Annotated in this window: 10 protein-coding genes and 1 pseudogene; 8 read left to right on the forward strand and 3 right to left on the reverse strand. The window is 70.9% G+C overall.

Going from position 1 to position 11,932, the window contains the following annotated elements; genetic code table 11:
• Nucleotides 1-19: 19 nt before the first annotated feature.
• From gnd to dnaA, 3 genes and pseudogenes are all read right to left on the reverse strand, one after another.
• Nucleotides 20-913 (reverse strand): annotated as a pseudogene (gene gnd, locus POF43_RS16680) (phosphogluconate dehydrogenase (NAD(+)-dependent, decarboxylating)); the annotation flags it as partial.
• Nucleotides 914-1,036: 123 nt separating this feature from the next.
• Nucleotides 1,037-2,167, reverse strand: coding sequence for a DNA polymerase III subunit beta (dnaN, locus tag POF43_RS16685; RefSeq protein ID WP_271312680.1), 1,131 nt, complete (start codon nucleotides 2,165-2,167; stop codon nucleotides 1,037-1,039).
• 869 nt (nucleotides 2,168-3,036) lie between these two features.
• Nucleotides 3,037-4,821 carry a chromosomal replication initiator protein DnaA gene (gene dnaA / locus POF43_RS16690; protein ID WP_271322757.1) on the reverse strand — a complete coding sequence of 595 codons (1,785 nt, stop codon included), beginning with the start codon at nucleotides 4,819-4,821 and terminating at the stop codon, nucleotides 3,037-3,039.
• A gap of 476 nt (nucleotides 4,822-5,297) precedes the next feature.
• Between dnaA and rpmH the strand changes: the two genes are divergently transcribed.
• The 8 genes from rpmH (at nucleotide 5,298) to POF43_RS16730 (ending at nucleotide 11,793) form a co-directional block, all read left to right on the forward strand.
• Nucleotides 5,298-5,435: a 50S ribosomal protein L34 gene (rpmH, locus tag POF43_RS16695; protein ID WP_271312682.1), complete on the forward strand. Its 138-nt coding sequence runs from the start codon at nucleotides 5,298-5,300 to the stop codon at nucleotides 5,433-5,435.
• Between the two features lie 20 nt (nucleotides 5,436-5,455).
• Complete coding sequence (gene rnpA, locus POF43_RS16700; protein ID WP_271312683.1) at nucleotides 5,456-5,848, forward strand: ribonuclease P protein component; 393 nt, start codon at nucleotides 5,456-5,458, stop codon at nucleotides 5,846-5,848.
• Nucleotide 5,849: 1 nt separating this feature from the next.
• On the forward strand, nucleotides 5,850-6,188 hold the full coding sequence (gene yidD, locus POF43_RS16705; protein ID WP_271312684.1) for a membrane protein insertion efficiency factor YidD: 339 nt from the start codon (nucleotides 5,850-5,852) through the stop codon (nucleotides 6,186-6,188).
• 3 nt (nucleotides 6,189-6,191) lie between these two features.
• Nucleotides 6,192-7,403: a membrane protein insertase YidC gene (gene yidC / locus POF43_RS16710; protein ID WP_271322758.1), complete on the forward strand. Its 1,212-nt coding sequence runs from the start codon at nucleotides 6,192-6,194 to the stop codon at nucleotides 7,401-7,403.
• A gap of 65 nt (nucleotides 7,404-7,468) precedes the next feature.
• On the forward strand, nucleotides 7,469-7,975 hold the full coding sequence (locus POF43_RS16715; protein WP_271312686.1) for a Jag family protein: 507 nt from the start codon (nucleotides 7,469-7,471) through the stop codon (nucleotides 7,973-7,975).
• A gap of 220 nt (nucleotides 7,976-8,195) precedes the next feature.
• Nucleotides 8,196-8,930, forward strand: a complete 735-nt coding sequence (rsmG, locus tag POF43_RS16720; RefSeq protein ID WP_282698737.1) for a 16S rRNA (guanine(527)-N(7))-methyltransferase RsmG — start codon at nucleotides 8,196-8,198, stop codon at nucleotides 8,928-8,930.
• Between the two features lie 641 nt (nucleotides 8,931-9,571).
• Nucleotides 9,572-10,675 (forward strand): ParA family protein, encoded by a 1,104-nt coding sequence (locus POF43_RS16725; protein WP_271315133.1) that lies wholly within the window; start codon nucleotides 9,572-9,574, stop codon nucleotides 10,673-10,675.
• A complete protein-coding gene (locus POF43_RS16730; RefSeq protein WP_271323820.1) occupies nucleotides 10,672-11,793 on the forward strand; it encodes a ParB/RepB/Spo0J family partition protein in 1,122 nt (373 codons plus the stop codon). The genes POF43_RS16725 and POF43_RS16730 overlap by 4 nt, the downstream gene beginning before the upstream one ends.
• The last annotated feature ends 139 nt before the right edge of the window (nucleotides 11,794-11,932 follow it).

An 11,932-nucleotide genomic window follows, 5' to 3' on the forward strand; every position in this document is an offset into this window, starting at 1 on the left:
TCCCTGCTGGTGTCGTGCGTTACTCGGCGGCGGTGACCGCGTGGCCGCCGAACTCGTTGCGCAGCGCCGCGATCATCTTCATCTGCGGCGAGTCGTCCTGGCGGGAGGAGAAGCGCGCGAAGAGGGAGGCGGTGATGGCGGGCATCGGCACGGCGTTGTCGATGGCCGCCTCGACGGTCCAGCGGCCCTCGCCGGAGTCGGCGGCGTAGCCGCGCAGCTTGCCGAGGTGCTCGTCCTTGTCCAGGGCGTCGACGGCCAGGTCGAGCAGCCAGGAGCGGATGACCGTGCCTTCCTTCCAGGAGCGGAAGATCTCGCGCACGTCGGTGACCGAGCCGACCGCCTCCAGCAGCTCCCAGCCCTCGGCGTAGGCCTGCATCATGGCGTACTCGATGCCGTTGTGGACCATCTTGGAGAAGTGGCCGGCGCCGACCTTGCCCGCGTGCACCGCGCCGGAGTCGCCCTCGGGCTTGAGCGCGTCGAAGATCGGCTGGGCCTTGGCGACCTGCTCGTCGTCGCCGCCGTACATCAGCGCGTAGCCGTTCTGCAGGCCCCACACGCCACCGGAGACGCCGCAGTCGACGAAGCCGATGTTCTTGGCGGCCAGCTGTTCGGCGTGCTTCTCGTCGTCGCTCCAGCGGGAGTTGCCGCCGTCGACCACGAGGTCGCCGGCGTCCAGCAGTTCGCCCAGCTCGTCGATGGTGGCCTGCGTCGGCTCGCCGGACGGGACCATGACCCAGACCACGCGCGGCGCCGGAAGGGCGTCCACCAGGTCCTTGAGGCTGTGGACATCGGCGAGGTCGGGGTTGCGGTCGTAACCCACGACCGTGTGGCCCGCGCGGCGGATGCGCTCGCGCATGTTGCCGCCCATCTTGCCGAGGCCGATGAGACCGAGCTCCATCTCAGATCCTTCGTTAGAAGCGTGCCTGTGCCTGACCTAGGGCCCGAGCCTACGTCCCGTACCCGTGCGAGTACTCACGGGCCGGGTCGCGCGGCGGGTCCGGAGCACGGCTACCCGCGCTCCGGACCGCTCACCGCGTCAGCCGGCCAGGCGGACCGGCATGATCAGGTACTTGTACGCCTCGACGGCCTCCGCGTCGGCCGCCGGACGGCCGTTGAGCAGCGCGGGCTTGGTCGCGGTGGTGAACGACAGCTGGGCGAACGGGGAGTCGATCTCCTTCAGCCCGTCCAGCAGGAACGTCGGGTTGAACGCGGTGGAGATGTCGTCGCCGTCGAGCGTGGCGTCGACCCTTTCCACCGCCTGTGCGTCGTCACTGGAGCCGGCCTCCAGGGTGAGGACACCGGAGGTGAAGCTCAGCCGGATCGGCGTGTTGCGCTCGGCGACCAGCGCGACGCGCTTGACGGCCTCGACGAACGGCCCGGTCTCGATGACGGCCACCGAGGCGAACTCGGTGGGGAACAGCGTGCGGTACTTGGGCAGGTCGCCCTCCAGCAGCCGCGTGGTGGTGCGGCGTCCCGCGCCCTCGAAGCCGATCAGCCCCTCGCCCGCGCCGGAGCCGGACAGCGCCAGCGACACGGTCTCGCCGCCGGTGAGGGCCTTGGCGGTGTCCAGCAGCGTCTTGGCCGGGACCAGGGCGACCGCGGAGATGTCGGCGGTCTCCGGCTTCCACAGGAACTCGCGGACCGCGAAGCGGTAGCGGTCGGTGGCGGCCAGCGTGACGGTGTCGCCCTCGATCTCGATGCGCACACCGGTGAGCACCGGCAGGGTGTCGTCCCGGCCGGCCGCGATGGCCACCTGGGAGACGGCGGCCGCGAAGACCTCGCCGGGCACGGTGCCGGACGCGGTCGGCATCTGCGGCAGCGCCGGGTACTCCTCGACCGGCAGCGTGTGCAGGGTGAAGCGGGAGCTGCCGCACGCCACGCTGACCCGGACGCCGTCGGTGGCGAACTCCACCGGGCGGTTGGGCAGGGCGCGGCAGATGTCGGCGAGCAGCCGTCCGGAGACCAGCACGGTCCCCTCGTCCTCGATCTCGGCGTCGACCGAGACCCGGGCCGAGACCTCGTAGTCGAAGGCCGACAGGCTCAGCTGGCTGTCCTCGGCCTTCAGCAGCAGGCCCGCCAGGACCGGCGCCGGGGGCCGTGCCGGGAGGCTGCGGGCCGCCCAGGCCACTGCGTCCGCGAGTACGTCGCGCTCCACCCGGAACTTCACCGGAAACCGCCTCCTGCTCCCTGCTGTCGCCGGCCTTCGCCAGCTGCCTGTGCCGACCGGCTGCCTCGACCGTCCCTCGGTCGACCGTCGACACACAGTCTGACGCACGCCACGGACAACGCGGCGGCCTCGGGTCAAGCCGGGTGTCGCGGCGCGGCGGCCCGACGGCCCGAGTTGTGCACAGCCCCCGCTTCGAGCCTCGTTTCCAGGGTTCTCTAAGTAGTCGTAGTAATAGGGGGTGTGGATACCGTGGATAACCGGTTACCGCGCAGGTCAGACCCCTTTTTTTATCCACCGGGCCTGTGGGTGGAGCCGGTGGACAACCGGGCCTGTCTGTGGATGACGGGACGCTGTCCACACGTCATGCACAGGGGGGCCCGAGTTCTCCCCAGGGCCGTCCCCAGCTTTACCCAGGTTCTCCCCAGCCCAATCCGCACCCTCGGTGTGACGCCTTTCACTCCAACTGATGATTGAGGCCGTTTCGTTGCCGAACAGTGGACAGCGCTGTGGAGAAGCTGTTCATAACTGCCCCCAGCCTGTGGGCGGGCGGTGGAAAACCGCGAACGGCCCTTGGGGACAGTTGAGTTGTCCACAGTCTGTGGACAAGGGTTTCCCACACTTCCACACCCCTCTGAGCAGCCCGGATGAGCGTACGGCAGCCGAGCCTGTGGAGAGGATCGGGACAACTTTGTTCTCCCCAGCCTGTGGACGGTCGTCGGGCGGGAAATCTGTGGACCACCGGGTCCCTGACCTGCGGAATCGAACAAACAAAACGCGCCCCGGAGGTTTCGTCCTCCGGGGCGCGGCGCCCGTACGGGCTCTGGAGGGCCGTGCGACGGTCCCGCGGACCGCCGGCGGCACCCTCCAGGTCAGCTCTTGATGCGGTTGGTCAGCTCGGTGACCTGGTTGTAGATGGACCGCCGTTCGGCCATCAGGGCGCGGATCTTGCGGTCGGCGTGCATCACGGTGGTGTGGTCCCGGCCGCCGAACAGGGCTCCGATCTTCGGCAGCGACAGGTCGGTCAGCTCCCGGCACAGGTACATGGCGATCTGCCGCGCGGTGACCAGCACCCGGCTGCGCGACGAGCCGCACAGGTCCTCGACGGTCAGTCCGAAGTACGCGGCCGTCTCGGCCATGATCGCGTTGCCGGTGATCTCCGGCAGGGCGTCCTCACCGCCGGGGATCAGGTCCTTGAGCACGATCTCGGTCAGCTGGAGGTCGACCGGTTGCCGGTTGAGGCTGGCGAACGCCGTCACCCGGATCAGCGCCCCCTCCAGCTCCCGGATGTTGCGGGAGATGCGGGAGGCGATGAACTCCAGCACCTCGGGCGGGGCGTTCAGCTGCTCCTGGACCGCCTTCTTGCGCAGGATCGCGATCCGGGTCTCCAGCTCGGGCGGCTGGACGTCGGTGATCAGTCCCCACTCGAAGCGGTTGCGCAGCCGGTCCTCCAGGGTCACCAGCTGCTTGGGCGGCCGGTCCGAGGACAGCACGATCTGCTTGTTCGCGTTGTGCAGGGTGTTGAAGGTGTGGAAGAACTCCTCCTGCGTCGACTCCTTGCTCGCCAGGAACTGGATGTCGTCGACCAGCAGGATGTCCATGTCCCGGTACCGCTTGCGGAAGGTGTCCGCCTTGCCGTCCCGGATGGAGTTGATGAACTCGTTGGTGAACTCCTCGGAGCTGACGTACCGCACCCGGGTGCCCGGGTAGAGGCTGCGCGCGTAGTGCCCGATGGCGTGCAGCAGGTGCGTCTTGCCCAGGCCGGACTCCCCGTAGATGAACAGCGGGTTGTACGCCTTGGCCGGCGCCTCGGCGACCGCGACCGCGGCTGCGTGGGCGAAGCGGTTGGACGCGCCGATGACGAAGGTGTCGAACAGGTACTTGGGGTTCAGCCGCGCGGTCGGCTCGCCGGGGCCGGGGGCCGGACCGGGCTGGGCGGCCAGCGGGCCGGGGGCGCCGCCGGCCGCGGACAGCTGGTCGGCCGGCCGCACCCCGCCGCCCGGCCGCGGCGGCAGGTCGCCGGGGTGGCCGCCGTGCTGCGGGTGGAGCTGGTGGTCGGCGTGCCGGGGGGCGTTCCAGCTCTGCGGCGGCTGTCCGTAGTCCTCGGGCTTGCCGTAGTCCTTGTGCTGGGCCGGCGGGTACGGGTTGTGCTCCTGGTCGCCGTAGCCGCGCGAGGCGTACGGGTCGGGGCGGCCGGCCGGCGCCCAGGGCGCGGTGGCGTCGCGGCCGCCGGAGTAGTCCGGGTAGGCGCGGCGCATGACCGGCTCCTCCTCGGACGGGCGGCCGTACACGTCGTACTCGCGGCGCGGCGCTCCGTAGGGGGAGGAGCCGGGCGGCGGGCCGGACTGCTGGGCCGGCACCGGCGCGACGCGCTGCGGGCCGGGCTCGGCGCTGGCGTCGACGGTGATCGCGATCCGGATCGACCGGCCGAACTCCCGGGAGAGCCCCTCGGTGATCACCGGCAGCAGCCGGCCCTCCAGTACGCCCTTGGCGTATTCGTTGGGGGCGGCCAGCAGCGCGGTGTCGGCGACCAGGGCCAGGGCCTGGCAGGCGTTGAGCCAGCGGTGGTCCTTGGCCTCCACCCGCTGGTCGTCGGCGACCAGCTGTTCGAGCACCCGGGGCCACACTGCGGCAAGATCGGCAGTCACATCAGCCACAAGGCACGCTCTCTCGGTTCTATCGGTGGATGGGCGGGCTCACTGGGGAGTTCGAGAGGCGCCGACGTGTCCGCGTGTGTGCTCCGGGTGACGCGGGGGAATGATGCCGGGTTGGTCGTCGGATTCTTCAGGTCCGGTCACGGTAGTCAGCGGCGCGCGGGTCGTTCAAGTCGTTGTCCACAGGGTGTGTACAAATGTGCCATGCCGGACCCGGCCCCACCTGGCCCGGCACGGGGTCCGGCGCGTCGTGGCCCCCGGAGCCGGTTTGACCGGATGGCGCAGCCGCGCGTACCGTGACCAGGTCGAGTTGTCGATGGCTGCTGCCGCCTGCCTTACGAAGGGCACAGGTCACCGAGGTGGCCGGAGAAGCGGTGCACCTCACGCGTGTCGCGGAACGTTCGTGGGCGCACGGTGACAGCCATAGCGACGCCCACGGACGTCTCGCCCGAGACGACAAGCATTTCTGGAGCCCCCGAGTGAGCAAGCGCACCTTCCAGCCGAACAACCGCCGCCGCGCGAAGACCCACGGCTTCCGGCTGCGCATGCGCACCCGTGCCGGTCGCGCGATCCTTTCGTCCCGTCGCGGTAAGGGCCGCTCGACCCTGTCCGCCTGAGTTCGTACGCAGGTCATGCTGTGCTGCCCACCGAGAACCGGCTGAGGCGGCGCCAGGACTTCGCGACCGCGGTACGACGGGGTCGCCGGGCCGGACGCCCGCTGCTCGTCGTGCATCTGCGTCAGGCCGCCTCCCCGCCCCCGGCGGGGACGGTCACCACGGACCCGCACGCCGGGGGGAGCGTTACTCCCCCGCGTGCGGGTTTCGTCGTGAGCAAGGCCGTTGGCAACGCCGTGCAGCGGAACCAGGTCAAGCGCCGGCTCCGGCATCTGGTACGAGACCGGCTATCACTTCTGCCCCCAGGTAGCCTGGTGGTCGTACGGGCACTGCCCGGCGCCAGCGCTGCGGATCACGCTTCTCTGGCCCACGACCTGGACGCCGCGCTCAGGCGGCTACTGGGGGGAGGGGGCTGACATGAAGTACCCATTGCTCTGGCTGATCAAGATCTATCAGTGGACCGTCAGCCCACTGCTCGGACCGGTCTGCAAGTACTACCCCTCCTGTTCCCACTACGGGTACCAGGCCATCGCCCTGCACGGGGCGGTGAAGGGCACGGCCCTCACCGCCTGGCGCATCCTGCGGTGCAACCCGTGGTCCCTCGGCGGTGTCGACCACGTACCGCCGCGCAAACGCCCGCCATGGCACGTTCGGCTACGTGAAGCACTGCGGAGAGCCCCGGTCGTGTCCTCGGGAGAGCAGGCCGCCGGGCATTCCGGCGGCGCCGCCGAGACCCCCAGCGCCCAAGGAGCTTGATCGGTGTTTCAGACTGTTCTGAGTCCGCTCTATACCGCTGTTTCGTGGATCATCGTCCAGTTCCACGCGGCCTACAGCCAGGTCTTCGCGCCGAACAGCGGATGGGCGTGGGGCCTGTCCATCGTGTCGCTGGTGGTCCTGATCCGGATCTGCCTGATCCCGCTGTTCGTCAAGCAGATCAAGGCCACCCGCAACATGCAGGTGCTCCAGCCGAAGATGAAGGCGATCCAGGAGCGCTACAAGAACGACCGGCAGCGCCAGTCCGAAGAGATGATGAAGCTGTACAAGGAGACGGGAACCAACCCGCTCTCCAGCTGCCTTCCCATCCTCGTGCAGTCGCCGTTCTTCATGGCCCTCTTCGGCGTGCTGCACAGCATCGCCGACGGCAAGCCGGTCGGCGTCATCCACAACAACCTGCTGAACAGCGCCCGTGACGCGCACATCTTCGGTGCCCCGCTCTCCGCGAAGTTCCTGGACAGCGCGACCAAGATCACCGGGCTGCACGCCTCGGTCACCGACGTGCGCATCGTCACCATCCTGATGATCATCATGATGTCGGCGTCGCAGTTCTACACCCAGCGCCAGCTGATGACGAAGAACGTCGACATGACGGTGAAGACCCCGTTCATGCAGCAGCAGAAGATGCTGATGTACGTCTTCCCCATCATGTTCGCCGTCTTCGGTATCAACTTCCCCGTCGGCGTCCTGGTCTACTGGCTGACCACCAACGTGTGGACCATGGGCCAGCAGCTCGTCGTCATCCGGCGCAACCCCACCCCCGGCAGCGTCGCCTTCCAGCAGCGTGAGGCCCGCCTGAAGGCCAAGGGCGTACTGACCGCGGAGCCGGTGAAGACCGCGGCGGCACGCACCACCGAGGACGGCCAGCCGGTCCGCCGCCAGCAGCCGAAGCGCCAGACCAAGTCGCAGCGCCAGCAGAGCGGCGCGGTCCAGCCGCAGGGCAAGGACGGCCAGCCGGAGACCTCCCCGGTCGCCGGCACGCCGGACAACGACGCCGACCCCGCCGCCGGCACCGGCGGCTCCGGCGCGGCGCCCGCCGCCGGCTCCGCTTCCGACGACTCCGGCAAGGACGCCAAGGACGCCAAGACCACGGGCGGCTCCGGCGGCTCGGCGGGCAACCGCCCGGCCCGCCAGCAGCCCAAGGCCGGGCCGCAGCGCAAGGGCCAGCCGCGGTCCAAGCACCCCTCGAAGAAGTAACGCGTCGCCCGCCCACCGCAAAGCAGCGCGTCGCGACCGCGTCGCCACTGGATAGGAGTCCATCCGTGACGGAAGGCAACACCACCGTCGTCGAGGGCGAGGACGCCCTGACCCGCCTCGAGCAGGAAGGCGAGATCGCCGCCGACTACCTCGAGGGGCTGCTGGACATCGCCGACCTCGACGGCGACATCGACATGGACGTCGAGGGCGACCGCGCCGCCGTCTCCATCGTCGGCGAGACCGAGCGCGACCTGGACAAGCTGGTCGGCCGGGAGGGCGAGGTACTGGAGGCGCTCCAGGAGCTGACCCGGCTCGCGGTGCACCGGGAGACCGGCGACCGCACCCGCCTGATGCTGGACATCGGCGGCTTCCGGGCCCGCAAGCGCGAGGAACTGGCGGAGCTGGGCACCAAGGCCGCCGAGGACGTCCGCTCCACCGGTGAGCCGGTCAAGCTGCGGCCGATGACCCCCTTCGAGCGCAAGGTCGTGCACGACGCGGTCGCCGCCGCCGGACTGCGCAGCGAGTCCGAGGGCGAAGAGCCGCAGCGCCGGGTGGTCGTCCTTCCGGCGTGACCCCCCGCACGGCGGCCGGCCCCAGGTGGGCGCCGGCCGGTCCGTGACATCAACCGCCGACGGCCCCGCCTGGGGGTCCGGGATGCTTCCCGGACCTGTTCCGGGCGGGGCCGTCAGTTGTCAGCCCGGTGGTCGCGAGACCACACCCCGGGCCGCATCGATCCGTGATCGGTCCGGTACGCACCCGCCGTCATCGACGGTTCACCGAAGGGATGGTTCCGTGTCGGAGGCAGCAGCTGAGCTCCCCCCTGTACCGGAGCAGGCACGCGAGGTCTTCGGCGACCGGTTCGCCGACGCCGTGCGGTACGCCGAACTGCTCGCCGACGCCGGGGTCGGCCGGGGGCTGATCGGCCCTCGCGAGGTGCCCCGGCTGTGGGAGCGCCACCTGCTCAACTGCGCCGTGCTGTCCGACGTCGTCCCCGAGGGCATCGCGGTGTGCGACGTCGGCTCCGGCGCCGGCCTGCCCGGCATCCCGCTGGCGCTCGCCCGCGGTGACCTGCACATCACCCTGCTGGAGCCGCTGCTGCGCCGCACGATCTTCCTGGAGGAGATCGTCGACGTCCTCGGCCTGGACAACGTCACGGTGGTCCGCGGCCGCGCCGAGGAGATGATCGGCTACCTGCCGCCGGTCGAGGTCGTCACCGCCCGCGCGGTCGCCCCGCTCGACCGGCTGGCCGGCTGGGGGCTGCCCCTGCTGCGTCCGCACGGCGAGATGCTGGCGCTCAAGGGCGACACCGCCGAGGAGGAGCTGAAGGCGGCGCGTGCCGCCCTCGGCCGGCTCGGTGCGGTGGACTCCTGCGTCGTGCAGGCCGGCGTCGGCCTGGTCGACCCGCCGTCCACCGTGGTCCGCGTCCGGGTCGGGGAGAGCCCCGGCGGGGTCCGCGCGGCGGCCCGCCGGGCCCGTGCGGCACGGGCGAACCGCCCGGTGCGCGGGGCGACGCGGCGCCACCGCTGATCCACGGGGCGGGGTGCCCTGGCGGGGGCGTGGTGGCTGGTGAGGCTGCTGGTGGCGGTGATCCGGGGCCGGGACGGTCGAGGAAGCCGGAGAGGTTGTCGGTGATCCGGGGCCGGGCCCGAGGTGGTCGGGGATGCCGCCGGTGCCGGCGATCCGCGGCCTGGGCGGCCGGGGTGGCTGGTGAGGCTGCTGGTGGCGGTGAACCGTGGGCCGGGTCGCCGCGCCGGCCGGGGAAGCCGCCTGCATCGGTGATCCGGCGGCTGGGTGCCGACGTGGCGGGGGCCGAAGCGGGCGGTGCGGCGCGTTGATCGGGACGGTCGCGGGAGTGCGCACGTGGCGCTTGCCGGGGCGCTGCCGGCCGTCGCGATGCCGAGCCGGGCGCGGCGGCGGGCGGGTGAGGGCGGGGGGCGTGCGCTCCGCCAATCCAATGGCCATAACCACATAAACGGAGTGTCGATCACGAAGCGGACGTTTCGCTGTGCATCGTGTTTCACGTGAAACGTCGCTCCCTGCTGCCAGGAATCCTCAGTCGCGGCCGTGCCGCCGCTGAAGGTCGACCCCGCCGGCCACTCTCCGGCGGCGGTTCATCCACAGATTCATCCACAGGCCCGCGGGCCTCACTGGTTCACAACCCCCGAAGCATGGCAGGCTCTTCGCATCACGAGCCTGAAGCCGAGGAGAGTGAACCCTTGCGGTCCGACGCCCATGCCGCGGGACCGATGACCGACCCGGTCCCCGGTCCCCGTAGCGAAGCGACAGGGGAGGATGTTTCACGTGAAACACTGCCTCCCATGGACGACACCCCGATCGGTCGGGCCGCCCAACTGGCGGTGCAGGCATACGGCCGGGCCGGCGAGGGACTCCCCCGGCCCGACGAAACCCGCGTGATGGTGGTCGCCAACCAGAAGGGCGGCGTTGGGAAGACCACCACGACGGTCAACCTCGCCGCCTCGCTGGCGCTGCACGGCGCTCGCGTACTGGTGGTGGACCTCGACCCGCAGGGCAACGCCTCCACCGCCCTGGGCATCGATCATCACGCCGAAGTGCCCTCGATCTACGACGTCCTGGTCGAGGGGCGTCAACTCTCCGAGGTCGTACAGCCGGTCGCGGACGTCGAGGGCCTGTTCTGCGCCCCGGCGACCATCGACCTGGCCGGCGCCGAGATCGAGCTCGTCTCCCTGGTCGCCCGGGAGAGCCGGCTCAAGCGGGCCATCGAGGCCTACCAGCAGCCGCTGGACTACATCCTCATCGACTGCCCGCCCTCCCTGGGCCTGTTGACCGTCAACGCCATGGTGGCCGGCGCCGAGGTGCTCATCCCCATCCAGTGCGAGTACTACGCGCTGGAGGGCCTCGGGCAGCTGCTGCGCAACGTCGACCTGGTGCGCGGTCACCTCAACCCGAAACTGCACGTGTCCACCATCCTGCTGACGATGTACGACGGCCGCACCCGGCTGGCCTCCCAGGTCGCCGAAGAGGTTCGCAGCCACTTCGGCGAGGAGGTGCTGCGGACCAGCATCCCGCGGTCGGTGCGCATCTCCGAGGCGCCCAGCTACGGACAGACCGTCCTGACCTACGACCCGGGCTCCAGCGGTGCGCTCTCCTACCTGGAGGCGGCCCGGGAGATGGCGCTGCGCGGCGCCCCCACCCCCAACGGCGTCGCCGTCCTCTACGACGGCCACCCGGCGCACATCGCTCGCCAGAACAATGAGTACGGCCAGCACAGCATGTCGGAGGGTATCCAGTGAGCGAGCGACGCAGGGGTCTGGGACGAGGTCTCGGTGCGCTGATCCCCCCGGCGCCGTCGAGTGCCGACAACGCGGTGCCGAAGGCCGGGGTTCCCGGGATCTCGCCCTCCGCGATGCCGGTGCTGATGTCCGAGCGCGGGATCGCGGCGGCCAAGGTCGCCGGCCTTGCCGACCCCGAGCCGCCGGTCGTGGACATCCCGCCGTCCCGCGAGCACGACTCGATGGAGCCGGCTGAGGCACCGGCGGCGGACGCCGGGGCGTACTTCGCCGAGCTGCCGATCGACGAGATCATCCCCAACCCGCGCCAGCCGCGTGAGGTCTTCGACGAGGACGCGCTCGCCGAACTGGTCACCTCCGTCCGGGAGGTGGGACTTCTCCAGCCGGTCGTGGTCCGGCAGACCGGTCCGGCGGTCTACGAACTCATCATGGGTGAGCGCCGCTGGCGGGCCTGCCGTGAGGCGGGGCTGGAACGCATCCCGGCGATCGTCCGCGCGACGGACGACGAGAAGCTGCTGCTGGACGCCCTGCTGGAGAACCTGCACCGCGCCCAGCTGAACCCGCTGGAGGAGGCCGCCGCCTACGACCAGTTGCTCCAGGACTTCAGCTGCACCCACGAGCAGCTGGCCGACCGCATCGGCCGGTCGCGCTCCCAGGTCTCCAACACCCTGCGGCTGCTGAAGCTGTCGGCGCCGGTGCAACGCCGGGTAGCCGCCGGGGTGCTGTCGGCCGGTCACGCCCGCGCGCTGCTGTCGCTGGACGAGGTCGAGGAGCAGGACCGGCTGGCCCAGCGCATCGTGGCCGAGGGGCTGTCGGTGCGCTCGGTCGAGGAGATCGTGACGCTGATGGCGTCCGAGCCGGGTGCGGCCAAGAAGCCGAAGGGGCCGCGGGCCGGCAAGCTGGTCTCCCCGGCGCTGTCCGACCTGGCGTCGCGGCTGTCCGACCGCTTCGACACCCGGGTGAAGGTGGACCTGGGGCAGCGCAAGGGCAAGATCGTGGTGGAGTTCGCCTCCATGGAGGACCTGGAGCGCATCGTCGGCACGATCGCGCCGGGCGAGGGCCGGGTGCTGGAGCGCCCGCTGGACGAGGTGGAGCCGGAGGACGGCGACGACACCGAGTGAGCTGAACCGCGGCGCCGCACGGCGTCGTACCCGGCGGTCGCCCACCGCGGACCGGGGCCCGTCTGCGGGGCGGGTAGCTGTGCTGGGCCAGAACGGTGCCGGCGGCGGCCGAGGTGGACCCCGCGGGCGGGCCGGGGGC

It is taken from the genome of Streptantibioticus silvisoli (assembly GCF_027947535.2).
In the GTDB taxonomy this organism is placed as follows: domain Bacteria; phylum Actinomycetota; class Actinomycetes; order Streptomycetales; family Streptomycetaceae; genus Streptantibioticus_C; species Streptantibioticus_C silvisoli.

What these genes read in the sequence shown, in the direction of transcription:
- yidD (WP_271312684.1), top strand. Translation starts at nt 5,850, where the DNA reads ATGAAGTACCCATTGCTCTGGCTGATCAAGATCTATCAGTGGACCGTC.
- POF43_RS16725 (WP_271315133.1), top strand. Translation starts at nt 9,572, where the DNA reads ATGGCAGGCTCTTCGCATCACGAGCCTGAAGCCGAGGAGAGTGAACCC.